Annotated in this window: 21 protein-coding genes, 1 tRNA gene and 3 pseudogenes; 12 read left to right on the top strand and 13 right to left on the bottom strand. The window is 67.0% G+C overall.

What is annotated here, in order from left to right:
- The 3 genes from ETD96_RS45910 to ETD96_RS16815 form a co-directional block, all read left to right on the top strand.
- Positions 1-324: hypothetical protein (locus ETD96_RS45910; RefSeq protein WP_205719305.1), on the top strand; the 324-nt coding region annotated here is incomplete at its 5' end.
- Positions 325-379: 55 nt separating this feature from the next.
- Complete coding sequence (locus ETD96_RS16820) at positions 380-727, top strand: CU044_2847 family protein (protein WP_138637403.1); 348 nt, start codon at positions 380-382, stop codon at positions 725-727.
- Positions 694-3606 carry a trypsin-like peptidase domain-containing protein gene (locus ETD96_RS16815; protein WP_138637402.1) on the top strand — a complete coding sequence of 971 codons (2913 nt, stop codon included), beginning with the start codon at positions 694-696 and terminating at the stop codon, positions 3604-3606. Before ETD96_RS16820 ends, ETD96_RS16815 begins: the two co-directional genes overlap by 34 nt.
- A 251-nt stretch (positions 3607-3857) precedes the next feature.
- Here ETD96_RS16815 and ETD96_RS16810 read toward each other — a convergent pair.
- Positions 3858-4524: pseudogene (locus ETD96_RS16810) on the bottom strand (IS1634 family transposase); the annotation flags it as partial.
- A 433-nt stretch (positions 4525-4957) separates the two neighbouring features.
- On the opposite strand from ETD96_RS16810, the gene ETD96_RS44805 reads away from it, so the two are divergent.
- Together ETD96_RS44805 and ETD96_RS47575 are read left to right on the top strand one after the other, a co-directional pair.
- Positions 4958-5077, top strand: a tRNA-Ser gene (locus ETD96_RS44805).
- Positions 5078-5529: 452 nt separating this feature from the next.
- Positions 5530-5664, top strand: a complete 135-nt coding sequence (locus ETD96_RS47575) for a hypothetical protein (protein ID WP_274704617.1) — start codon at positions 5530-5532, stop codon at positions 5662-5664.
- 422 nt (positions 5665-6086) lie between these two features.
- On the opposite strand, the gene ETD96_RS48115 is transcribed toward ETD96_RS47575, so the two are convergent.
- From ETD96_RS48115 to ETD96_RS16780, 3 genes are all read right to left on the bottom strand, one after another.
- Entirely contained in the window at positions 6087-6446 is a 360-nt protein-coding gene (locus tag ETD96_RS48115; protein WP_356948749.1) for a DUF6193 family natural product biosynthesis protein, read from the bottom strand.
- Positions 6447-6890: 444 nt separating this feature from the next.
- Positions 6891-8723, bottom strand: coding sequence for an MSCRAMM family protein (locus ETD96_RS16795; RefSeq protein ID WP_138637401.1), 1833 nt, complete (start codon positions 8721-8723; stop codon positions 6891-6893).
- A gap of 1009 nt (positions 8724-9732) precedes the next feature.
- Positions 9733-10116, bottom strand: coding sequence for a DUF5997 family protein (locus ETD96_RS16780; protein ID WP_138637400.1), 384 nt, complete (start codon positions 10114-10116; stop codon positions 9733-9735).
- A gap of 54 nt (positions 10117-10170) precedes the next feature.
- Here ETD96_RS16780 and ETD96_RS16775 point away from each other — a divergent pair, with 54 nt between their 5' ends.
- The gene (locus ETD96_RS16775) at positions 10171-10854 is read left to right on the top strand and encodes a LysR substrate-binding domain-containing protein (RefSeq protein ID WP_240807737.1); all 684 of its coding nucleotides are present in this window, start codon (positions 10171-10173) and stop codon (positions 10852-10854) included.
- Between the two features lie 129 nt (positions 10855-10983).
- Here the strand turns inward: ETD96_RS16775 and ETD96_RS16770 are convergent, their stop codons facing one another.
- Positions 10984-11163: a hypothetical protein gene (locus ETD96_RS16770; protein ID WP_240807735.1), complete on the bottom strand. Its 180-nt coding sequence runs from the start codon at positions 11161-11163 to the stop codon at positions 10984-10986.
- A 544-nt stretch (positions 11164-11707) separates the two neighbouring features.
- Here ETD96_RS16770 and ETD96_RS47570 point away from each other — a divergent pair.
- The 6 genes from ETD96_RS47570 to ETD96_RS16745 all read left to right on the top strand — a co-directional run bounded on the left by ETD96_RS47570 (position 11708) and on the right by ETD96_RS16745 (position 16343).
- The gene (locus ETD96_RS47570) at positions 11708-11842 is read left to right on the top strand and encodes a hypothetical protein (protein ID WP_274704616.1); all 135 of its coding nucleotides are present in this window, start codon (positions 11708-11710) and stop codon (positions 11840-11842) included.
- 814 nt (positions 11843-12656) lie between these two features.
- Positions 12657-13205, top strand: coding sequence for an NUDIX hydrolase (locus ETD96_RS16765; protein WP_138637398.1), 549 nt, complete (start codon positions 12657-12659; stop codon positions 13203-13205).
- Between the two features lie 52 nt (positions 13206-13257).
- Positions 13258-13593 carry a hypothetical protein gene (locus ETD96_RS16760; RefSeq protein WP_138637397.1) on the top strand — a complete coding sequence of 112 codons (336 nt, stop codon included), beginning with the start codon at positions 13258-13260 and terminating at the stop codon, positions 13591-13593.
- A 67-nt stretch (positions 13594-13660) separates the two neighbouring features.
- Positions 13661-14959, top strand: coding sequence for a glycosyltransferase family 4 protein (locus ETD96_RS16755; RefSeq protein WP_138637396.1), 1299 nt, complete (start codon positions 13661-13663; stop codon positions 14957-14959).
- A gap of 425 nt (positions 14960-15384) precedes the next feature.
- Positions 15385-15837, top strand: coding sequence for a hypothetical protein (locus tag ETD96_RS16750; protein WP_138637395.1), 453 nt, complete (start codon positions 15385-15387; stop codon positions 15835-15837).
- 107 nt (positions 15838-15944) lie between these two features.
- Positions 15945-16343 carry a hypothetical protein gene (locus tag ETD96_RS16745; RefSeq protein WP_138637394.1) on the top strand — a complete coding sequence of 133 codons (399 nt, stop codon included), beginning with the start codon at positions 15945-15947 and terminating at the stop codon, positions 16341-16343.
- Between the two features lie 118 nt (positions 16344-16461).
- Here ETD96_RS16745 and ETD96_RS16740 read toward each other — a convergent pair.
- From ETD96_RS16740 to ETD96_RS16705, 8 genes and pseudogenes are all read right to left on the bottom strand, one after another.
- A pseudogene (locus ETD96_RS16740) lies at positions 16462-16701 on the bottom strand (transposase); the annotation flags it as partial.
- 10 nt (positions 16702-16711) lie between these two features.
- Positions 16712-17779, bottom strand: a complete 1068-nt coding sequence (locus ETD96_RS16735) for an IS110 family RNA-guided transposase (protein WP_138637404.1) — start codon at positions 17777-17779, stop codon at positions 16712-16714.
- 244 nt (positions 17780-18023) lie between these two features.
- Positions 18024-19031 (bottom strand): annotated as a pseudogene (locus ETD96_RS16730) (IS256 family transposase); the annotation flags it as partial.
- Between the two features lie 903 nt (positions 19032-19934).
- Positions 19935-20444 (bottom strand): peptide-methionine (S)-S-oxide reductase MsrA, encoded by a 510-nt coding sequence (msrA, locus tag ETD96_RS16725; protein ID WP_138637393.1) that lies wholly within the window; start codon positions 20442-20444, stop codon positions 19935-19937.
- Positions 20445-20572: 128 nt separating this feature from the next.
- Complete coding sequence (locus tag ETD96_RS16720; RefSeq protein ID WP_138637392.1) at positions 20573-20974, bottom strand: DoxX family protein; 402 nt, start codon at positions 20972-20974, stop codon at positions 20573-20575.
- Positions 20975-21055: 81 nt separating this feature from the next.
- Positions 21056-21490, bottom strand: a complete 435-nt coding sequence (locus ETD96_RS16715; RefSeq protein ID WP_138637391.1) for a YdeI/OmpD-associated family protein — start codon at positions 21488-21490, stop codon at positions 21056-21058.
- Between the two features lie 67 nt (positions 21491-21557).
- Positions 21558-21950, bottom strand: coding sequence for a VOC family protein (locus ETD96_RS16710; RefSeq protein ID WP_138637390.1), 393 nt, complete (start codon positions 21948-21950; stop codon positions 21558-21560).
- 29 nt (positions 21951-21979) lie between these two features.
- Positions 21980-22393, bottom strand: coding sequence for a VOC family protein (locus ETD96_RS16705; protein ID WP_138637389.1), 414 nt, complete (start codon positions 22391-22393; stop codon positions 21980-21982).
- Positions 22394-22528: the final 135 nt, after the last annotated feature.

Raw genomic sequence — 22528 nt, 5'->3', positions numbered from 1 at the left:
AGGGCCAGAAGACCTACGGGTGGGCCGAAGCCCTCAACGAACTCGCCGACGCCTACCCAGACCGCATCCAGTAAAGACAACCAGACCCACAACAAGATCATCTTTACACACTTCGAGTTACAGGCTCCGGCCGCCTGGCCGGTGGAGACCGACCTGATCAGGTGTGCGGTGGCGGCGAAATCGGGCCGTGCGTCGGCGCCGGAGGCGGATCGGCCGGTCGTGCGTACGCGCTTCGACGCCAGGTGTCAATTCTTGATCAGGAATTACAGCGAAAATCGCACGGTCGCCGGTGGCGAATCACATCTGAAGAGCACCGCGTGTTGAGGAGGCGGCCCCCATACTTGGAATGCCGCTGAGGTCGACGAAGGGATTGCCTGTGATGACGGTGGAAATCGAGCAGGAGACCGCTTTGGTGCCGTTGCAAGTGGACGGGGCCCTGATCTACATGTCGGTGCAGCAATCGGAAGCCTCAGGAGGGCAGGAGGAAGAGGAGATCGGCTGGCGGCCGCCCACCCTGGAGCAGGCACTGGACGGGCTGATGGGCGTGGCCCGCGCGATGGGCACTCGGTTGCAGCAGAGTGACGCCTCACGGGTGACCGTCGAGTTCGGCTGCGAGTTCCTGGTCGAGTCCGGGAAGCTCGTCACGGTGATCGGCAAGGCCTCCGGTAAGTCCTCGTTCAAGGTCGCGTTGGAGTGGACGACACCGACGCCGGCACCGACACTGTGATCTCGGACGAGGGCGACACCGGCGGATGGCAGGCGCTGCTGCGGCGCGCGGTCGTCATGCTGACGGTGCCCTCGGGTGATGGTCGTCCCGCCGCAGTGGGAACCGGCTTCTTTGTCGCACCCGGGCTGGTGGCCACGTGCGCCCATGTCCTGGCCGCGACGCCAGAGGCGCTCCCGGCGCGAGTACGGGGGCGCCTGGTGGCACTGGGAAGCGACCTGGATCTGCGGACCGATCCCGGCCGGTTCTTCCGGGATACGGCGACCGGGCTGGATCTGGCGCTGCTCACAGCCGACGGCGTCGACCGCGCGGTGACGACCTCGGCTCAGCTGCGGACACAGGATCTGCTGTGGACGTTCGGCCATCCGGCGGGGCAATTCCGGGCGGGGCAGCATGCGAGCTTCACCTATCAGGGCGACTCTCGCCGCAGCCCGGATGAGGCTCTCGAACTGCCACGGGTATACGGCGTTCCGGTCGGCCCCGGCTACAGCGGCAGCCCGGTGGTCAACACCCGTACCGGAGCCGTGTGCGGGATGCTGTCGACCTCCGACAAGGCGGGCAGCGCCCACCTGATCCCCATCACAGCGATCCTGGCGCGCTGCCCGGAGGCGGCATCGGCATCGCACGGGGAATGGCTGGCGGCGCTGACCGACGAGCAGCTCGCCGCAGGCGGGTGGGCCTTCCCCGGGCCGCGGCTGGTCGCGTACCTGACCGCCGCGGCGTCCCGAGCGAGCGATCACCCCTATCCAGGCGTTCTGGCCGACGTCCGGAGACCTCCGCTCTCGCGCGTCTACGTGCGCCAGCACGCTTCCGCGCGGGCGCGGGGAAAGCTCACCGCGGACGAGATCTTCGGTGGTGACCGTGACGTCGTACTGATGGGCGGTCCGGGCGCCGGCAAGACAAGCCTGCTGCACAGCGGTGTCTCGGGCATCGCCGAGCACTGGCTCGCCCTTCGGCGGACCGGGCGAAGCGACGTCCTGGAAGGCGGCGCCGACGTGCCGCTGAGAGTCCCGGCGACCGATCTCACCCGCTCCGCGCCGCTGGCGGACCAACTCGGCAGGGCGGTCCGAGCTGATCTCGGCGGGCGGTTACGGGAGAGCCTGCCGAAGGACATCTTCGCGCGCCCGCCGATGCCCGGTAAGCGCTGGCTTGTGCTCGTGGACGGCCTCGACGAGGTCCTCGCCCCCGAGCGGCGCCGGGACGTCATCGCCGGTATTCAGGAGAACCGGTCCGGACCGTACCGGTTCGTCGTCGCCTGCCGTCCGCTCCCCGAGGCGGAGCTGGCCGAGTTCCGGCGCACGGAGGGCGGCGTGGACACCTACGAGCTGCTCCCCTTCGACGCCGGGCAGTTGTACGAACTCGCCCTCGGCTGGTGCAAGGTCTTCGAGGCGCCCGATCCCGAACGGGCCGCACACGACCTGGTCGCGAAGACCGGCCGGATCCGGCCGTCCACGCTGGTTCACAACCCGCTGCTGGCGACCATGCTGTGCCAGCTGTACCTCAGCGCTCCCGAACGGCCCTTGCCGTCCGGGCGTTACGGCCTCTACCGGGACTTCATCGACCTGCTCCGTGAGCGCCAGTACGCATCCGGCCAGTCCGGCATCGTCGCCCAGGCGCACGCGGCGCTCGATCCGTACGGGGTCAGTTCCGAGGAGGCCCGCGAGTTGCCCCGCCGGATCTTCGAGGCCCTGCCCCGCCTGGCGAAGGTCCGGTGGACCGAACCCGACGACCGGCCGGCCGTCGCCCTCGTCGCGAACTGGATCGGGGACCTGCGTCCCGCCGCCATGCGCATGCTGGCCTGGGAGGAGCTGCTGCGCGCCTGCCTGCGCCGTACCGGCCTGCTCGCCGAACACGCCGGCGATGTGGTGTTCATGCACCAGACGCTCACCGAGTTCCTGGCCGCCCAGGCCATCTCCGCGGACCCCGAGTCAAGCCGGACGGAGCTCCGCAAACTGTTCGGCGGATTCAGGCGGCAGGGCTTCTACGAGTTCAGCGAGGGCAATCTGCTCTCAGGCGATCTCTTTCTGATCGCCGCATGGCATGCCGATCCGCAGCAAAGACCCCACCTGGAGCGGGTCCTGCGCCGTCTGGCAGCCAGGAAGGACCTCAACGCAGGGACCGCCATCGCCCGGATCACCGCCGATGGAATCCCGCTTGACGAAGAGATCATCAAGACGGCCATCAAGACCCTGGGCGCACACTTCGACGACCCCCACCTTCATGCGAGGGTCCGCCTGCGGGCCGGACAAGCGCTCGCAGATCTCGACGACCCGCGGGGTGTCCAGCAACTCCTCGCCATCGCCGCCAGGTCCTTCGGAATTGAGCCTTTCTGGGTCGAGGCCGCGCGAGCACTGGCCGTGCGCGGCCACGCACAGGGTGTGGGCCTGCTCAAGGAATTCGTCGAGGATACGGAGTTGTTCCTTTCGTGGCGGGTCGACGCCGCGTCCTTCCTCGCAGAGCTCGGCGACGCCGCCGGCATCGAGTTCCTGACCAGGACGTGCGATGACCCCGCGGCCCCGGGTCACGACCGCATCGAAGCGGCGTACGGCCTCACCGAGATGGGACACCCGCACGGTTGGGAGCGGCTGTCCGAGCTTGCGCGCGACCCCGCCAATGACCTCGAATGGCCGATCACCGTGATACGGGACATCGCCGCCATGCGGCTCCCCCGCCGCGTAGAGATTCTGGAGGCCCTGGCCGATCTTCCAGAGCGCCATCAGAGCCACTCACGCATCATCGCGGCCGAAGAGCTCGCCGAGTTGGGCGTCCCGAGCGGCATCGAAACGCTCGCGGCAATCGCCGCCGACCGCCGGTACAACCGGTATGTCCGCCGCACCGCCAAGCGGAAGCTCGCCCGTTTCCGCAAGGAGCAGCAGGGCTGAGAACCGGCGGCCCAGACCGGGCCACCCGCCGCCGTGCTCATGCCGGCGAGCAGAACGTCAATGCCCGCCGAAGCGAGATGACATGATCGGCCGCAGCCTCATCAACTCGACCCGGACGTCGCGCGGCTCGAGTCCACGCCCGGGTTCGACGTAATTCAGCGGGCTGGAGAGGCGAATCTTTGTCCTGACCTGGGTGGACATGGGTTGTGGTCGCCTGGAGGCGTTTCTCCAGGCGGTGGTGTTCGCGCTGGTCAGCGGGGCGTGGGCTGGAGGTCGATGATCTCCTTGGGCGGGTCGATGTGGAGCTGGGTCAGCAGGTCGCGCTGGGGTTTGGTGGGGGCGGTGACCTGCCGGAACGTTCCGGTGGGCCCGGTGAAGGTGCCGATGTGCAACCGGTTGAGCTCGCGGCGGATGGCCGGCCAGGTGGTGCCGGTAGTGGTCTTGATGATCCGGATGAGGAGCAGGGCGAGCCAGCAGAGGATGATGTGGGCGCGGATGCGTTCTTCGAGCCGGTGGTAGACGGGTTCGCAGATCGATGATCTGTCTCATGTCGCGCCAGCCTCGCTCGACCTCCAGGAGCTGCTTGTCACCCAGGGCGATGTCCTCGGCGCTCAAGTGCGGGTCGCTGCAGCGCAGCAGGTACTTGCCGTCCAGGTTCTCCTCGGCCTTGATCTTGGTGGTGTCGATGCGGAGCTTGCCGGTCGGGGTGGTGCGCAGATACCGGTTCAGGCCGGGCTTGGCGGTGATCTTTCCGCGCAGTTCGCCGCGCTTGTACTCGCTCAGGGCGTCGGTGCCGTCGATCAGCTCGGACAGCTGGGCGACCAGTTGCTCGCGGGTGTGCTTGTCATGCATCGCGGCCTCGGGGGTGTGGCAGATCACGAACCGTTCGGTGTCGGAGATCCGGACTTCCTTGATCCGCTCGGCATTAGCGCCTTTGGCGGGTAACAGTGCGAGATGGGCGCTACACTCACGCCGAGAACTTTCGTCCCGCCTGGTCTGTCGGCTTGAGAGAGCCCGCCTGCAGGCAGTGCTCGCCGATCTGGTCGACGCGCAGGTTCCGGCGTCAGCGCAGGTCGCGTAGCAGAGCTTGCAGCCGGTAGCGCAGCAGGCTGGCAAGATCGCGGGCCGAGCGGACGCGCTCGGCGAGGATGTCGACCAGGTCGCCGACGGACAGGTGCGCGGTGTCCCGGCAGGCCAGCGAGACCAGCCCTGCACTTGCCGATTACTCCGTCCGGTACAGGTCAGGCGAGGCCTCCTCCGAGCAAGCCACAAGATCGCCAACAACCGATGGCGGCTCGTTGTCGGCTCGGCGGTTCTGAAACGAATCAACATGCAGTGACATTGAATGGCAGGGAAATCGGGCGGAACACGGACGATTCGGCATACAATGACACTGCGCAACCCGTTCCGACACGACAATTTCGGACTTTTAATCCGTAGGTTGTGGGTTCGAGTCCCACGCGACCCACCACCCCTGACCAGGGCAAACGCGCGTCCTTGTAGGTGACGGGGATCATGCCCGGGCCCACCTGAGGCCCCCCGGGGCCGAGACGGCGCACAAGCCGAGCCACGGTCGCTTTCTGTCCTGCCGCCCCAGCGGGGGCAAGGCCGCACCCCCGCACTCACCGCTCTTCAGCGGTGGCGCATCACCGGCATGCGGTTAGTCCTTCCGCAGGTCGTCAGGTAGGGCGGGCAGCGCAGGCTCTTGATTCCACAGTCTGTGTCCGCACGGGTCTAGGCGGCCGAGCCCGACCGCGCGGCCGCGTCGGTTGAGGCCGCTTGGTCGCCCCTTGGCGCCGCACCTGACCCGCCCGGGCGTGCCGCCACGTCGGCGACGAGCTAGGGCACGGCCGCGGCCCCGGCAGCGCCGGCTTCAACGCCAACGGCATCACGCCGACACCGGATGGCCGTGGCCTGATCGTCGTGCAGTCCAACACCGGCACGCTGCTCCGCGTCAACCCGGCGACCGGTGAGGCCCGCCGGGTGAACCTGCACGGCGAGTCGCTGCCGGAAGGCGACGGCCTGCTGCTGCGCGGCCGGACGTTGTACGCGGTATAGAACTGGCTGAACACCGTGGCCGTCCTGCGGCCGAACACGGCGGGAACCGACGGCCGCGTAGTACAACGGGGAAGGACCCCCGGCTCGCCCTACCAACGACCGTGGCCGCATTCGGCTCCCGGCTGTACCTCTCCAACATCCAGTTTTTTGCCAGGGGGCCGCCCCCTGGCATCTCGTACAACGCCGTCGCCATCCCCCGTCCCTAGCCAGCGGTCGTGCGTCCGGAGGATTTTGCACCCGGCTCGCGCCTAGGTGTGCCGCGCAGCGAGTCTGAAGATGAAGCGGCTCAAGCGGGAGAACGCGGAACTTCGGCGGGGAGGTGCCCGAAAAAGCGGCGTTCACCATGGCGTTCGCGTGTCTTGGTTCGAGTGTTGAGCTCGCTTCTCAACCGCTGGCGGCTTGGCTCTCCACGGACTTCCGCGTCAGCGGTTGATAGCTGGGCCGAGCCCGGCTGGGAGGTTGTCGACGATGAGGGCTACTGCGGCGTCCACGGTGGGGGTGAGCCCGATGACATCGGAACTTCGAGGACGACGGACACGGAACCGCCCGTCACGAAGGGCCTCGGCTGAGGGCGCTCGAACCAACCACGGGTAGCTCGTGCGACTACTGAAGTGCAGGCTGAAGTGGCTGGTGAAGGGGTAAAGCTGCCGAAGTCTCGGTGCCGCTCCGGCAGCCTCTATCAGAGCAACGATGTCCGGGTAGGCAACGCCGGGGTACAAGGCCTCGTGCCGCTCTTGATGCCACCGCCAGACGAGCAGCAGTTGCTGCCAGTGTGTCTCCACGGCCGCCGCAGGGCCGAGGGGCGCGGGCAGCGGCGAGATCGGGAAGCTGCGGTCTCGGCAGGATGCTTGGCATCTGACCGGGGACGCTGGGATTCACCATCAGATCGGGAAGAATACCTGGAACGGCGGGCGTTCCTCGGCCTGGTCGCCGTGCGGGAGAGGACATCATCGAGCGCGATGAACTCCTCCCATACTGCTCGGCCGGTCACCTCCGACAGCCGGGCCACGATGAGATCCTCCAGATCCGGCACGCGCATTACGGGGGTCAACGGTTCGACGCGGACGAATGGACGACCGTGTCTTCGTACTGTGGGCGGCCGCTGGCTGTGCGTGCTAAGCCACATCACCGCAGCCGCCTCTGCTTGACGCCCCTCGCATGGAAAGTGAAAGCCAGGCCGCGCGGCGTGGCGGTTCCGGCCATGCCGCGCGGCCTGAGAGTTTCTGTCATTCCTTCGGAATCACCAGATCGGGACCGTTGATCGCCTCCCCGGCGACGACATGCAGGGGTTTCGGATACCAGGTCATATCGGCGGGACCGCCGCTGTAACCGAGTTTGATCCACTGGGTGGCCAGCCCGTACAGGGCGTAGTCGACGTCCCCGGTGATCCTCGCGAATGGCGCGGCGATGTCGCCGGTTCGGGCGCTGACGGCGACGACGCTCACATACTCGTTGGGAACCACCGAGCCGATGACCTTGCCGCTCAGCTTGCCGCTCTCCGGCAGCCGGGCATCGGCGGTCACCGTGCCCCCGGCCTGGACCCTGATCGGCCTGGCGGCGAAGCGGTCGGGGGCCCCACCGGACCATTGCCACGCGTAGCGGCCGCTGAAGTCTGGGTACTGGACACGCCAGTCATAGGGGCCGAGGCCTTCGATGGTGTAGCGCCCGCCGGAAGCGGTGCAGTTTTTGCCCCACGCTGCCGGGCCGGATGGGCCGGCGGGCAGCACCCAGGCGCACACGTCCTCGACAGCCTTGCCGGTGCGGGCGTCGGTGACGGTACCGGCGATGGATCCCGCCCCGTCCAGCCGCACCTCGGTCTTGATGTCCTCACCGCTGGCCACGGTGAACCACACCGCCTTCTCCATGTCCCCGGTGCCGCCGTTCGAGCCGACCCACTGGCGGCCATGCACACCATCGGTGGGCGTTATGAACAGCCGGTACTTGCCTGGCCACAGTTGAGGGATGCGGAGCTTGCCATCGCTGTCGCTGCACTCCTGGTCGAGCGTCTTGTTCCCGCGCTCGCGGGTGGCCGTCTTGTCCCCGCGCTTACGGGTGACCGTCTTGGAGAGGGTGGCCGCCTGCTCGAACAGGCTCACACATGCGCCGGCCACCGGCTGTGCCGTCTTGGCGTCGCGGACCGTCGCGACGATCGTCGCCTCCCGCACCAGCTCGGTGGTGACACGAGTGGCCTGACCGGCCTGTACCACCACGTCGTCGATCGATCCGTAGAGGTAACCCTCCGGCGGTGAGATCGAGAACGAATAGGTCCCGGTGAGGACGCCGTCGAACGCCGCCTTGCCCTTGGCGTCGATCTCGGCGGAGAGCGAACGGGGACCGCCGCGTGTCGCCACGCGGGCGCCGGGCACCGGCTCGCGGCTCTTGGAGTCGAGGACGGTCACTTCGAGGTCCCCGGTGGGCAGGGCGGTCTCGGTGACGGTCGTCTCCAACCCGGACCGCACCGTGATCGGGTCTGCCTCGTTCTGGTCCAACTTCCCGTGGGCCCACTGGATGTTGCCGTTCGAGTCGAAGGACAGCTTGTAGTCCTCCGCGTTCAGCCCGGTGAACCTGAACGCTCCATCGGCATCGGTGATCTCGCGGCCACGGGAGTTGCCCGAAGCGTCGTGCACTTCCACCGCGGCGCCGGCGACCCCGGCGCCGGAAGCGGTCACGAACCGGCCGGAGATCGAGCCGTATTCGATCGGTTTCAGGGCCAGCGAGGCGGTGCCGGGAGAGGTCACCGGATCGGCCGAGGCCTGATCGGACTTGTCGAATGCCCACTGGTCTTGGTAATCGGTGGCCGTCACTTTGATCCGGTACTCGCCCGGTGCCAGCCATTGCAGATGGTACTGGCCAGAATCATCGGTGTTCGCACCGCCGGAGACGCCGCCGGAGGCTCCATAGACCTCGACCCAGGCACCCGCCACAGGTTGACCGGTCTTCGCGTCGGTGATCGTTCCAGTGATTCCATCGCTGTCTGCATGTGCGGGTACGGACAGGAAACTTCCCGCCATGATGATGGCGACTGTCGCAATTAACCATAGGCAGCGTCGAATGAACACGGGCCCCCTCCATCCGCTCGCCCTACCACGAGAATCGGCGATATAACGTAGACAACCGACGGCTCTGTTGGGTTTACAGGCGGGCGTAAGAAGCCATTGGCTCTGGCCGTATCCGGCCGCTTCAGGTCCATCAAGTGGTTTGAGCAGCCGATCAGTTCGCTCCCGGTCACGCGGTCACCGGCGGTCGGCTGCCTTCGCGCTGCCAGGCCGCGCCCCTCATTGGCGTCGGCCCGGCGACGGACAGATGTCGCGGTAGTCGATGTCGGCGGTGCGTCTGCAAAAAAGATTCATCCGAGCAGGTCAAGCTGCATGCCGATACTCGTTGAGGATTCCGCCCAGACGTCGGTCCCGTCGTATCTTCATATGAGGGACGTCGGCCGGTTCGACGATCGGCGATGGCAGTGGCTGCTGCGGTCGGACGTTGGCGATGCCCCGGTGGGGACGGTGTTCGTTGTAGAAGGCCTCGAACTCCCGGAGGGCATGCAGGAGGTGCCGCTGGTTCCACATCGGGGTTCGGTCGAGCAGTTCATGGCGGCAGGTCTGCACCTACCGCTCCATGTTTGGCGCGGGGTCGATACCGGCGTCCTGGAGAATCTCCCACACGGTGGAGGAGGCTACCTTCACCCCCCAGGACCCGCAGTTCGCCATAAACCCGCCGCTATCCCCAGCCGGGTTCTCCCAGACCATCCGCGGCACCAGAGCCCGGATGAACCGCACGGTCGGCGGCCGGCCTCTAGCAATTCGCGAGCCTGGTCATAGCGGCGGGCCGGTGCGCCCGTCGACGTCGCCCGCCCCTGGCATGATCGTCCTAGCCGTCGACGTTCTCGGCGCCGCGGACGGCCAGGTAGCGGTTCAGCGCGGCGGCCGCGAACGGCAGGAGCACGAACCGTTCGATGCCGCCGCCCTGGACGGGCAGGTCCAGGGTGGCGTGCCCTCAGACGAGGAAAATCGGGCTTGCGGACGAGTTGACACAGGATGGCACTCGGGATACCGCGCTGATACGACTGCGTCAGGCCTTGTCGCGCTGCTGCTTGAGGCGGAGTTCTTCCCTGCGGACTTCGGCTTGGACGGCTTGCTCGCGTTCCAGCCAGTCGGGCCTTTCGGCCTTCAGGTTCTCGATCTCGGCCGTTGTGAGGGGGCCCGTGATACCGGCACGGGCCAGACCTGAGATGGAGACGCGCAGCTTGGCGGCGACGACCTGGCGGGGATGGGGGCCCTCACGGCGCAGGTTCGTCAGCCACGAGGGCGGGTCGGCTTGGAGCGCGTTCAATTCGTCCCGGGAGACGGGACCTTCCTGGAACTCGGCGGGTGCTGCCGACAGCAGGATCCCCAGCTTCTTGGCCGCGGTCGCGGACTTCATGGTCTGCGGGGTCTTTGCTTTGGACGTGCCCATGCCTCAAGGGTAGCCAGCGGAAGAGGACTGTCTGGACGTGACTAGGGTGGCGGAGTGACCGATGGTGAGTTCCGGCTGGCCTACGTGCCGGGCGTGACGCCCGGGAAGTGGGCCGGGGTGTGGGCCGAGCGGGTCCGGGAGGTGCCGCTTCGCCTGCTGCAGATGCCGGCGGCCGAGGTCGTCCCCCTGCTGCGGAACGGTGACGTGGACGCGGCGTTCGTACGCCTGCCCGTCGACCGCGATGGCCTCCATGTGATCCCGCTGTACCTGGAGACGACCGTGGTCGTGGTGCCAAAGGATCACGTGGTGGCCGCAGTCGAGGAGGTAGAACTCGCCGATCTCGCCGACGAGGACGTGTTCGAGCCACTCGATGACGTCTTGCCCTGGGACGAGCGCCCCGGGCAACCTGCCTTCACCCGTCCTGAGAGCACCGCCGGCGCGATCGAGTTGGTGGCGTCGGGAGCGGGCGTCCTGCTGCTCCCGCAGTCTCTGGCCCGCCTCCACCACCGCAAAGACCTCACTTACCGAACCGTGACCGACGCTCCTCAGTCCCAGATCGGCCTGGCCTGGCTCGATGCCGAGACGACCGACCTCATGGAGGAACTGATCGGCATCGTCCGCGGCCGCACTCCCAACAGCTCCCGTGGCCGCAAGCCCCCGCAACAGCCCACCCGGAAGAAGCCACCGCAGCAGCGCCCTGCCTCCAAGCACCGCCGCCAGAAGCGCCGCCGAAGGTGACGAGTGTCGCGCTCACCGACGACACCCCGCCATCCCCCATCGCACGCCCAGGCGAGTGATCAGGGCGTCCGCGCGACGGAGGGAATCGTCAGAAGACCTCACGAGGACGCGGTCGTAGAGCCCGACACGTCATTTGCTCGGCTGGGGGATCCTGCAATTGGCGGTGGGGTTGAGCCCGATGTAGTTGAGCGGACCAGAGGCCCAGGTGATACCGATCGTGGCGATTTTGGCGCAGCTACCGTCAAACTGGGCGTAGTAGTGGCGCTGCCCCGCGGCGAGCGCACCAATGATCAGCCAGGCGACGAGCATCCACCGTCCGGACCTCATCGCTACCTCCGGTGACCGCTTCGCCGACCCTGGGGTACGACAGTAACGACAAGATCGTGCATAGTTAAGCAAGTCGGGCCGGGTGTGTCACGTCCCCCAACATCTCGCGAGCCCGCTGTGTCCGCGGCGACGCTCTGCCCACCACCGGCAAGTCTCCCGACAACCCGACCGTGCACAACCCGCTCGAATCCCGACCGGCGGCAGCGTACGCCCGCCGACGGGCTCGGAACCCGGCGCCCTCGGCAAACCACTGCGCCGCAGCAACGTCGTCCAGTGCCCAGCCCATTCCGCGGGCGAACCACGCAGCCGAAGCGGTCAGCGACGCTCACGGGCCCGGCTGATGCCGGCACCGACCACAGGGCAGCCACCATCGACGGTGAAGGCTACGCTTGCGGAGGACTACATCCACGCAGGTCGATCGGCACGCTCATGGTCCGCGACCAGGTTGCCCGCTTGCACCAACCGAGAACCCATCCGTGCGGGTCAGCAAGCAAGGCCACCTACGGAGGCGGCCACAAGATCGTCAATGATCCATGTCGACTCGCTGTCGGCGCGGCGGTTCCGAAACGAATCGGCAGGCGGCGGCATTGGCGAGCCTAAAATTGCGCTTGATGCGGATAGCCTGGCGCACAATGGCACTCAGAACACCGCGCCGATATGACAATTTCGGACTCTAATCCGCAGGTTGTGGGTTCAAGTCCCACGCGACCCACCACCCTGACTAGGGCAACCTAAGGATGCGCGGCTTGGTCCATCGCCCGACATGTCGAGGTTTGCCCTCGTGACGGCTCGGCGGCTCGATCTGGGCCCCGCGCCCACCTTGGTAGCGCCTCGAAACCGGATACTCTTCGCCTCGCGCTAGCCGGTCATGACGCCCACAGGCCACCAGCCAGGACCGCCAGAGCAACCGGCAACACACTGCCGCCGGCGTGAAGCCGCAGGCTCGCATCCTGGCGCAGGCGGCTGGAGTTAACCGGGGTCGCGGAGGCGGCAGCGGCACGAGCGGAGGGAGAGTATGTGTCCTTCACCAGCGGGATCAGCACCTGGCTCGGGCAGGTCGGCGCCAAAGGTTCCGACGGATATGTGCAGACCAGTCCGCCCGATGATCAAGAGAGTCGTCAACCCGTCCCCGCCGGACAACAGGATTCGGCCCCTCAAGTCTCCTGACTCCAGCGCCAACCGCATGACCCGACCCGAAAGATCCTGGGAGCCACTTGCGTGGTGCTGCCGTCGGCAGTCAAGATCATGACTGGCTTAAGGACTTTACCGAACCTGGGGCACTTCAGTCCTGTTCATGGAGGGACTCCACTGCACGGGAAGGTGAGTGGGTCGGTGAGAGCGGGTGGGTTCGCCCCACTGGGGCGAGCAGGAGGGGACATGACGGACGTCCGGAATCAGCAACGGCTCCCGGTAATCGGTCAGCTCAGCCCATCGTCGATCCATCGTGTGAACGAGCGCGAGATCAGGAGAGACGGGTGACCCTGTCGAGTTTCGGACGCACCGGGCAGCTCGTTTCCGCAGTGGTGCGACAGGGGACCGACATCCTCATGGTTCGGGAACGGCATGGCGCGGATGATGTCTGGGTGCTGCCAGGGGGTCAGGTAGAACCTGGGGAGTTGATCCATGACGCCATGGTTCGCGAGATTCGGGAGGAGACCGGCCTGCGGCTGCTTGGGCCGATCAGCTTGGCCTACATATGCCAGTACCTTGTCGAGGACCCTGTCTGGGCAGGAATCTGGACAGTGTTCACCTTCGAGGTTGCGACAGCACCGACGTGCAATCTGAGTCCGGACGACCCCGATGGCCTGGTACTTGAAGCGGCGTGGGTTCCGGTGGATGAGGCTGTCGCCCGCCTCGGCCAGTCCGCGTTCCGACCCCGCCGGGAGCCGATCCTGCACCACCTCGGAAAGAAGTCCGACGCAACAGCAGGAACGCCGTTGTGGGTGTGGCCCGACGGCGTCGACAATGACCCGGTGATCTTCCCCGCGCAGAGCCCGGCAGCCGAACTGTCCGGGTCCTGGTGACCATCGAGACTTCGATCCGCCTCAGGCGGACCAGGCATTGGAGGAGAACGGCATGACCGGTAATGCCACCGACCCGACCAGCGGCCTCATCAGCCGCCGGCGCTATGACCACTCCACCGCTCCGGGGGACGAAGGGAACTCGATCACCTTCGCCGAGGACGCCGCCGCCAAGCGCGCCGACCTGGCAGGAGACCAACCACCCACCGTGGACCGGCAGGTGGTGCTGACTCCGCTTCAGGCACTGATCGCCGCGTCCTTCCTGGACGAGTACGCCGCCCGCCTACAACACGAGAGCGACCGTGGCGCCCTCACCGGCGACACCACCGACTACATCGCCCTGGTCGGCGAGGTCGCCGAGCACCTGCAGAGACTTGCCGGTGCCCGGTGATCACCCGACGACCGCTCGGACCGGACATGAAGGAGAATTCCACGTGGCAGTAGGGCGTCCCCCTCGCATGCTCGTCTTAGGCACGGCCTGGACTGGAAACGGTGGCCACACGGTCAACCGAGAACTCGCCGCCGCGTTCGCCCAACTCGACTACGACGTCACCTTGCGCGCCGTGGGGCCTGTCGGACAGGCACCTGACGGTGTCCGGGTGCAGTCGCTGAATCCTGACGCCATTCCAGGTTTGGACGACCCACGCGGGCAACTGCTGCGAACCGACGGGCTGCCCCGCCGCGCTGACGGGATCGACGTCATCATCGGGGCGGGACGCTTCTCTAGCGGCGCCGCCTGCTACCTACGGGACCGCCACTATCCCCAGGCCAAAGTGGTGCACTTCGTCCATGCGGTAGTCGATGAACTCGACCGCTGGCGTGGTGACCCCGAACAGGCCAACCGGCATGCGGTCACCGAACGCAAGTTGATCGCCAAGGCCGATCTTGCGGTCGGCGTCGGGCCGCTGCTCGCCGAAGAAGCTGCGCGCATGGCACGCATGTGTGAGAAACCACCGCCGGTTCACGAGTTGATCGCGGGCACCGTCCTCAAGGAACCGCCGCGCGCCCCGGAAGGGCAGCGTCGCCTCAACGTTCTGCTGTTCGGGCGCGCCGGGGATCCACTCAAGGGAGCCGACACCGCAGCGCACGCCGTCGGGGAGTTGTTCCATAACCGGAACCTCAACGTGCAGCTCACCGTGCGTGGAGCCGACCCGCATGGCCTGCGTGAACAGGAGCAGATGCTTCAATCGATCGCCCGGATGCCGGTCAAGGTCCGAGGCTTCTCCAGTGATCAGGCCGAACTGGACGCAGACTTGCGCGGCGCTGATCTGGTCGTGATCCCGTCTCGGCAGGACGGATTTCCGCTTACCGCGATGGAGGCAGCCGGAATGGGCGTCCCGCTCCTGGTCGGCAGCAATATCGGAACCGGCATCTTCCTATCCGACCCCGCCCGAGTGCCCGCCCATCTCGGCCAGCCCAGCGTGGTGCCCATGCTCGGTGGAGAGGACGCCGCCGAGCTCGGCCAACGCTGGGCCGATCACGCTGAACCCGTTCTGCGCGACATCGGACAGAGCAGACAGCGAGCTCTCCAACTCCGCGAGTACTTCGGGCAGAACTACACCTGGCGGCACGCCGCCGAACATCTGCACAACGCGCTTACCGCCATCCCCCGCGACGTGAGCAGTGAGGCTTTCCAGGCCGCCCGAATGGCCGGCCTGCTGCGCCCCTACAAGCCGATGTCCACGGCTGTGCAGCCGGAAAACCCGACGGTACCGCCGCCTGGCCGACCTGGCCCCACCGCTGTCCCCGAACGCTGAGGTCCGCCTGGTTCTGATCGGGGCCAAGGCCCGAGCAGATATACGCATCCAGGCCCAGCCCTGCTACCGCTACCGGTCGCAGCATCGGGACGCGCGGTCCGAGGTTAGTCGCGGGGTGCCCTCGGGCTTCAGGGGACCGGAAGGTCAACGCTCTGGCCTGCCGTCCTTCCGCGACAGCTTCTTGGACCCCAACAGTCATTCGAGGTGGGTGCGGGCGTCGGAGTTCAGGACCGGTTAAGAGGAGGCGAGGGCGGCTGGAGAGGACCTCGGCGAGTTGGGGCGGCAGCATGGCCATGGCCCCGCGCAGATCTCCTGTTCTCCACGAGGAATGGCTAGATGTCCCCGAGTTGCTGCTCCGTCATCTGCAAGGGCGTCCCAGCTGACCTGTCGCCACTGCTCCGCAGTCACCAACCTGTAGGGAGAACATGACGCGAGGCGGCTGGAATGACCTGCCCGCCGGCAACCACGCCGACATCACCTCGACGATTGCCGGCGAGCACACGACCGTGTCCGTCAAGGTGACGCGCAAGCTTCCGGACCGGGACGGCCCCGAGATCCAGTCGCTGCGATGGGAGGAGAAGGCCACCCCTTTCGTCAGCGCCTTCACCCCGGCTAATCCTCCCGCTCACCGCACCTGGAGCCTGGTGACACAGACGGTCGAATGTCTTCAGAAGACCGCTGGCGGCGAGCGTGGTGGACTGGCCTGTCACCACACATGGGGGTGGTCCGCCGATCGGCGACCGGGTGGGAGTGTTGGTGAAGTGGAGGGTATTCGTGCATGGATGGATGGAGGCTGGCCCGGGGCCCTTCGCCTGGACGAAAACAGCGGACTAGATCCTCGACACCCCCCCTGCCTTGTGCTGCAGGAGAATTGCTGACTCAGAACTCTAGCGCCGACCGCTCCAGCGCCTTAGCATGATCATGGTCTCTGCGAGGAGAGACCGCAGCGGAAGGCTAATTCATGATGTCGTGGTCGCGTAGGCTCATGTCGGCAACATTTGTATCAGCACTGATACTCATCGCGATTGGACAACCGGCACAGGCGGAAATCAGCCAGGACAGTGGATGGGTTTACACGACCGATGGCGCCGGCAAGATCTACTTCGATGCCGACCGGAAGGGCTATCCGGGCCAAGAACTTCTCATAGTATGCGACATCAAGGCGGACGCCCGAGGCGTTACCGGGGCAGCCGAATGGAGGGTCGATCCTGTGAAGTTCGGCAAGCAGATCACTGATTCATCCAGCAGTGGCGGCTGCAGTTCGTATGCTGGAAACTTCATACCAGAGGGTTATTTGCTTCACGTCTGGGTGTGCAAGTATCACACTTCGACAAACGATATCGGCAACTTTTCATACTGCAGAGTAGGTGCGGGAATAGGGTAGCTTCCAACCCGCGGCGTCACGGTTCGAGACCTACGCGGCCTGCCACGCTTACCAGGGGAAGGTCACGTCCACTGGAGTGGTGTAAGAGTTGATCTTCGCGTGATCCTGTTTCTGCAGGTTAAGCGGTGAGTTCCTGCTGCTCGGCAGCGGGGTCGGGTGTGGTGCCGTCGATGACGCGCAGGCGGGCTTTGGCGAGGCATTCCAGGCCCATGTAGCGGCGGGCCTCGGTCCACTCGTCGGTCTGCTCCATCAGCACCGCGCCGACCAGGCGGACGATCGCGGCCCGGTCGGGGAAGATCCCGACCACGTCGGTGCGCCTGCGGATCTCCTTGTTCAGGCGCTCCTGCGGGTTGATGCCCCTATGGATGTCAAGTCTGTGGCGAGGGTGAGCTGGAGTTGAGAATGAGGCGGTGTACTTCGCGGGCGATGTAGCGTTTGAGGCAGCGGATGATCTCGCGGCGCGTCTTGCCTTGGCTCGTGCGTTTGGCCAGGTAGTCCTGTGTTCTCGGGTCCCATCGCAGGCGGCTGAGAGCGATCCGGTAGAGCGCTGCGTTGGCTTGGCGGTCGCCGCCGCGGTTGAGTCGTCGTCGGTTCGACTTGCCAGAGGACGCCTCGATGGGACTGACACCGCAGAGCGCGGCGAAGGATGCCTCGCTAGTGAGCCGTTCAGGATTGTCACCCGCGGTGATGAGGAGGACGGCTGCGCTGTCGGGGCCGATGCCGGGTTGCTGGAGGAGGGCAGGTGCGGCGGCCTCCACTGCTGAGGTGATGTGCTTGGCGAGCTCGTCGAGCTGGGCGGTCAGGTACTGGATTCGCTCGGCCAGGAGCTTGAGGGTGTAGAGGGTGGCGTGTGCGGTGGCGAAGGCTGTTGAGGGGTCCAGGGCAGCACATGCGGTGATGAGCCGCGGGTTGGATAGTCGAGTGAGTTGGTCTCGCAGGGCTGGCTCGGCACTGACCAGCAACGCTTTGAGTTGGTTGATCGACTGAGTGCGTGCCTTGATCGCTGAGTCCTTGGCGATCTTGAACACCCGAAGCATCTCGGCCGGTCCGTCAGCGGCCTTGGGGACCGCGGTCGCCTCGCCGGCCAGGACTGCTCGGGCCGCGTTCTCCGCGTCGATGGTGTCGGTCTTGCCGCGTCGCCGCCGCACTGCGCGGTCGGGCCGGTTGACCTCCAGAACCGTCAGCCCTTCGGCCTGCAGTCGTCGAGCCAGCGCGAACCCGTAGGAGCCGGTGCCCTCCACCCCGGCCCGCTGGGCCACGCCGAAGGAGCGGGCCCAAGCGATGAGGTGCTGGTAGCCGGCCGCCGTGGTCGGAAACGAGGCGTGCGCGATGACGCCGCCGGTGAGGGTGAGCACCGCAGCCACGTGGATGTCTTTGTGCGTGTCGACTCCCAGGACGACGTCTTCCACCTGGTGGTCGATATCGGCATCGTGCATGCTGACGGTGGTCATCGGGCTCCTCGGAACGGCATCGGGAGGTTGATGGCCGTCGTCGGGCCGGCGTGGCGGTCAGAACTGTGACGGTGCCTTGTGACGGCAAGGCCCCTATCGGGACACGTCTGCCGGCCCGACGGCAGCAAGCGCCGCCCGGGGCAAGGACCGGCAGATCAATCCAAAGGCAGCATGGCCAGTTAGACCACGGGCCAGGCCCCCGCCCGGACAGCACCCGAAGATCCTCACAGTTGGACCAGATCTGCCGCCAGAGCCGGCGCGGGAAGCCGGTGAAGGCCAGCAGATCGGGTCTGGCCTGGTCCAGGTGCTCGGCCGCGTCGGGGTGCTTGGCCTCCAGCGAGGCGACGACCCGTGCGTGCTGGGCATGGACCTCCTCGGCGGCGGGCTGGTCGAAGATGGTCCGCACCAGCGTCGCCACCCACGGCTGCGCCGACTTGGGCACCCTGGTCAGCAGGTTGCGCAGGTAATGCGTCCGGCACCGCTGCCAGCCCGCGCCCGGCAGCGTCGACCCGATCGCCTCGACCAGGCCGCGATGCGCATCGGAGATCACCATCTGGACGCCCGACAGGCCGCGCGCGACGAGCCCGCGCAGGAAGGCGAGCCAGCCGGCTCCGTCCTCGGCCGAGGTCACCTCGATCCCCAGGATCTCGCGGTGCCCGTCGGCGTTGACCCCGGTGGCCACCAGCACGTGCACGTTCACGATCCGGCCGTCCTCGCGGACCTTCTGCGTCAGGGCGTCCACCCACACGAACGCATACGGCCCGCCCTCCAAAGGACGGTTGCGGAACGCCGCGACCTGCGCGTCCAGCACCTTCGACATCTGCGAGACCTGGCTTTTGGAGATGCCCTTGATGCCTATCTGCTCCACCAGCTTGTCCACCCGCCGCGTCGACACCCCCAGGAGATAGGAGGTGGCGACCACCGACACCAGGGCCTGCTCGGCCCGGCGACGCCGCTCCAGCAGCCACTCGGGGAAGTAGGACCCCGACCGCAGCTTGGGGATCGCCAACTCCACGGTGCCGGCGCGCGTGTCCCAGTCCCGGACCCGGTAGCCGTTGCGGCGATTGACCCGCTGGTCCGAGCGTTGCCCGTAGTCGGCGCCGCACACCGCATCGGCCTCCGCGCTCATGAGCGCCTCGGCCATCGTCTTGACCATCGACCGCAGCAGATCCGGCTCACACGCCCCGATCTGCTCGGCAAACCAGCTCACGGGGTCCACACTGTTGTCGGCGGCCATCGCGTTCCTCTCCTTCTGATCTTGGTCGATTCGAAGGATCACGCGATGGCCGTCTCACGTCACGACGCCACGCCCTCTGACCAGGTCAAACTCATACACCACCTCCGTGGACGCAACCCAGGGGAAACGCCGTAGGCGGTGGTCTTGGTCGCTCCGAACTGGAGCGACCAAGACCGTCCTGAGTCCCAACTCCGCTCCGGTTGCCAGTGCTCGACGCGCACCGCAGTTCACATCAGCGCACGCGGACGCCGGGCAGATAGCAACTCGCCCGCGCGGCCGGACTTTCTGAGGTCAGCCCACGGCGGAGTGCCGTGTTGAAAGTGGTACGCAGCGTCGCCCGGATCTGGTTCAAGGTGGCCGCCGTCATTGGCGTTCCTTGGCTCTCGTGCCGAGTGAACCCTGCGTCAATTGAAGGAGCCACCTTCGCCTGGGTCACGGTCTCCACACGGTGTGGCTATCCAGCTTGCGCATCGCCGGGCGCAGGTAGCTCTTCACCGTCTCGGGCCGCTCCCGTCGAGGGGACGTGGCGTAGGTCGAGCAGGGGGATCGGCAGCTCGTGCTTTGAGCAGTGGCTGGCCAAGGGCTTATCGGCGCGACAACTCCGCCCGGCGTTGCGCGGCGCGCTGGTAAAAGGGCCCAATCCCCCGAGTGGCTGCGCCCCAGTTGCAAGGTGACGCCCTCTCACAACACAGATAAGAGGCTGCGTCGGGAGCAAGGGCGGAATTCGAGGAGTTGCTCGCGGCCGATCATGTCCGCCCATACGTCTCCGCAGGGGCGATGAGCGTGGCCTGTTCACTCGACGCTACTGGCCGCCGACTCCGTCGAGCACCATGTCTGGCCGGCGCCGGACCCGGACCCGGCCGGTGGACGGCGCGGGGCTGTGGCCCGCGCCGTCTCGCGGGGTCAGGCTTGGGCGGTCCGCTTGGGGAGTTTCCAGCCGGGGCGGGGGAAGTGGCACGTGTAGCCGTTCGGGTACTTCTGGAGGTAGTCCTGGTGCTCGGGTTCGGCTTCCCAGAAGTCGCCGGCGGGGGTCACCTCGGTGACGACCTTGCCGGGCCACAGGCCGGAGGCGTCGACGTCGGCGATGGTGTCCTCGGCGACCTTCCGCTGCTCGTCCGAGGTGTAGAAGATCGCGGAGCGGTAGCTCGTGCCGATGTCGTTGCCCTGGCGGTTCACGGTCGTGGGGTCGTGGATCTGGAAGAAGAATTCCAGTAGCGCCCGGAAGTCGGTCTTGTCGGGGTCGTAGATGACCTCGATGGTCTCGGCGTGGGTCCCGTGGTCGCGGTAGGTGGCGTTGGGGACGTCGCCGCCGCTGTAGCCGACCCGCGTGGAGACCACTCCGGGCTCCCGGCGGAACAGCTCTTCCATCCCCCAGAAACAGCCGCCCGCGAGCAGTGCCCTCTCGGTTGCCATGTTCCCCCCTCGTCTCCTTCGTCGACCAGTACAGCGGGCATCGCATCAACGTTATTCCATGGGTCTCCGGAGGCCGGTGGGCCCATCGCGGGGCGCCGGGTCGCCGGCGTAGGTCCAAGCGTCCGGTGCTATTTCGTTGGGACGGGGGTGCGCAGGAGGTCTCGCCAGTCGGCGGGCCAGTTGACCAGCGCGACGACGCCCATGGCGAGGAGGTAGGTCGGCGCGGCCCAGCTCTGCATCGCCGAGTCGTGGTTGACGATGTGGGTGGTGACCGCGCCGGTGAGGACGAGGATCAGCGTCGTGGCGGCGAGGAAGCGCGTCCGCTTGTCGGGGATCACGAGCAGGACGGCGGCGATGCCCTCCAGGGCGCCGACCACGAAGCGCATCCAGGACGGGTAGCCCCAGTCGGCGAACTTCACCGAGTACGCCGGGCCGAACATCGTGTCGCCCGGCCAGTACTTCGTCACGGCGCCCAGCGCGAACTCCATGGCCAGGAACCAGTACAGGACGGTCGTAAGTCGCTTCGGCATTTTCTTCCTTCCGGGGAATGCGGGCAGGGGGCGTCCTCCGCGCGGCGATCGCGATGCCGTGCGGAAGACGGTTTTCGGGGTTCAGCCGCGCAGGGCGGCGATGGCCTTCTCGATACGGCGGCGGCGTGTCTCGGGCTTCTTCGCGCTTTCGATGGCGCGGACGTGCTCGCGCTTGCGGCTGTCGGTGAGCTTGTCGTAGGCGGCGCGGGCGGCGGGGTCGCCGTCCAGGGCCTGGACGAAGTCCGGGGGTTCGGCGACGAGGCGCGGTTCGGTGTCGAGTTCCAGGTCGACCTCGACCTCGTCGCCGATGGCGACGCCCGCGGCCTGCCGGTTGGCGTTGCTGAGGCCGAGCAGGTGGCGGCCGCGCATGATGGCGACCCTGCTGCGCCAGGAGTGCCCGTTGACGGTGATCTTCACTCTCGGACGCGCGCCGCCGCCGAGGTCCTCGACGATCTCGGCGGGGACCTCCAGGCCCCGCATGGGCTCCGGAGGCTCCACCACGGTGCTGAACTTCATGATCTGCCCTTTCTGGGGACGCGGGCCCGGCCGTGCGCCGTGCCGGGCCCGCGCGATGTGCACGCGGTCACGAGGCGTAGGTGGTGACCTTCCACAGGTACCCGTCGGGGTCGGCGAAGTAGCCGAAGTAGCCGCCCCACTGGGCGGCGGCGGCCGCCCTGACCACGCTGCCGCCGGCCGCGACCGCCTTGCGGATCGTCTCGTCCACGGCGTCCCGCGAGTCGGGGTTCAGGTGGAAGGACGCCCCGCGGAACCCGGATCCCTCGGACGGGACGCCCGCGTCCTCGGCGGCGGCGTCCCATTCGTAGAGGGCGAGTTGCGGAGCCCCCTCCCCCAGGTGGAACGACACGAAGTGGCGGGTGTCCTTGTCGATCTTGCAGCCCAGGGCCTCGGTGTAGAAGCGCTTGGCGCGGTCCATGTCGCGGACGCCGAGCATGATGGCGCTCATCTGCGGTGACACGGTGTTCTCCTCACGGGTCGGGGCGACTGCTACTCGGCGTAGGGCTGGTCTTCGCCCTTGTCGCTGTGGGCGAGGCTCCAGATGTAGCCCTCGGGGTCGGCGAAGGTGCCGCCGTAGCCGCCCCAGGGCAGGGTGCCGGCGGGCTTGAGGATCGTGGCGCCGGCCTTCTCGGCCTCCGCCATGATCTCGTCCACGCGTGCCTGGCTGCGGACGACGTAGGTGAGGACGAGGCCGCTGAAACCGCTGCCGTCCGGGCTGGTGCCGACCTGGTCGGCCAGCCCGTCGCGGCCGTAGAAGCCGACGGGCGAGGCGCCGTCGGACTCGAAGAAGACCGAGATGCCCCAGTCGTCCTTGATCGTCCAGCCGAGCCCTTCGGTGTAGAACCGCTTGGCGCGGTCCATGTCGCGGACGCCGAGGAGGATGGAGCTCACGTGGGCCTTCATGGTTGTCTCCCTAAGATCGTTTTGTCTGGAGTGAGTCGCTCTGGATGCCCAGGGCGACGGGGTGTGGCTGATGGTTGTTTGCCGCTGTTGTGGCTTGAAAGGAATGGCCGCCTCGTCGCCCTGGACGCCCTGGCC

It is taken from the genome of Actinomadura geliboluensis (assembly GCF_005889745.1).
Classification (GTDB): domain Bacteria; phylum Actinomycetota; class Actinomycetes; order Streptosporangiales; family Streptosporangiaceae; genus Spirillospora; species Spirillospora geliboluensis.
Note: the sequence above shows the minus strand (reverse complement) of the source record. Positions and strands in the feature narration are given on the sequence as shown.

Bases quoted from the DNA above. Each gene is read 5' to 3' on its own strand.
- ETD96_RS16820 (WP_138637403.1), top strand. From the start codon at position 380: ATGACGGTGGAAATCGAGCAGGAGACCGCTTTGGTGCCGTTGCAAGTG.
- ETD96_RS16780 (WP_138637400.1), bottom strand. From the start codon at position 10,116: ATGGGCACGTCCAAAGCAAAGACCCCGCAGACCATGAAGTCCGCGACC.
- ETD96_RS16770 (WP_240807735.1), bottom strand. From the start codon at position 11,163: ATGCTCGTCGCCTGGCTGATCATTGGTGCGCTCGCCGCGGGGCAGCGC.
- ETD96_RS47570 (WP_274704616.1), top strand. From the start codon at position 11,708: ATGATCCATGTCGACTCGCTGTCGGCGCGGCGGTTCCGAAACGAATCG.
- ETD96_RS16760 (WP_138637397.1), top strand. From the start codon at position 13,258: ATGACCGGTAATGCCACCGACCCGACCAGCGGCCTCATCAGCCGCCGG.
- ETD96_RS16755 (WP_138637396.1), top strand. From the start codon at position 13,661: ATGCTCGTCTTAGGCACGGCCTGGACTGGAAACGGTGGCCACACGGTC.
- ETD96_RS16750 (WP_138637395.1), top strand. From the start codon at position 15,385: ATGACGCGAGGCGGCTGGAATGACCTGCCCGCCGGCAACCACGCCGAC.
- ETD96_RS16745 (WP_138637394.1), top strand. From the start codon at position 15,945: ATGTCGGCAACATTTGTATCAGCACTGATACTCATCGCGATTGGACAA.
- ETD96_RS16735 (WP_138637404.1), bottom strand. From the start codon at position 17,779: ATGCACGATGCCGATATCGACCACCAGGTGGAAGACGTCGTCCTGGGA.
- msrA (WP_138637393.1), bottom strand. From the start codon at position 20,444: ATGGCAACCGAGAGGGCACTGCTCGCGGGCGGCTGTTTCTGGGGGATG.
- ETD96_RS16720 (WP_138637392.1), bottom strand. From the start codon at position 20,974: ATGCCGAAGCGACTTACGACCGTCCTGTACTGGTTCCTGGCCATGGAG.
- ETD96_RS16715 (WP_138637391.1), bottom strand. From the start codon at position 21,490: ATGAAGTTCAGCACCGTGGTGGAGCCTCCGGAGCCCATGCGGGGCCTG.
- ETD96_RS16705 (WP_138637389.1), bottom strand. From the start codon at position 22,393: ATGAAGGCCCACGTGAGCTCCATCCTCCTCGGCGTCCGCGACATGGAC.